Origin of the sequence: Enterobacter sp. PTB, assembly GCF_051130085.1 — a bacterium.
Taxonomy (GTDB): Bacteria; Pseudomonadota; Gammaproteobacteria; order Enterobacterales; family Enterobacteriaceae; genus Enterobacter; species Enterobacter ludwigii.
Map to the genome: position 1 here is coordinate 1 of NZ_JBDKEE010000132.1, position 408 is coordinate 408.

General features: G+C 54.7%; 1 protein-coding gene. It reads right to left on the reverse strand.

Annotated features, from left to right (window positions below; genetic code table 11):
* Positions 1-408 (reverse strand): cation diffusion facilitator family transporter (locus AAIR21_RS27930; RefSeq protein WP_434682846.1); only part of this gene is annotated, 408 nt, incomplete at both ends.

Here is a 408-nt window from a genome sequence, read left to right on the forward strand (position 1 = left end):
ACGGATGCCCCATGAGATTCCCGATGATACCCGTCGCTACCACCAGCGATGACGCCGCGTCTGAACGGGCATGCCAGGCATTTGCAATCAACAGTGAAGACTTAATCCGTGTCGCGACAGCGAGCATATAGCGGAACAACAGTTCTTTGGCGGCAAGAGCGCCCAGGGCAACCCAGAGGGCTATAACGTGTACCACCGGAACTGTCTCCGGATGTAGTACTTTCCCGACAGCCGACCAGAGCATGCCCACGCCCACCAAAAATAACAGCGTACCCAGTATCATCGATGCGCTATTCTCATAACGCCAGTGCCCGTAGTGGTGATCGCTGTCCGGTAGCTGGCGGCTTTTGATACTGGCAATCAGCACAACAAAATCGGCGACTAAATCCGAGAGGGAATGTATACCGT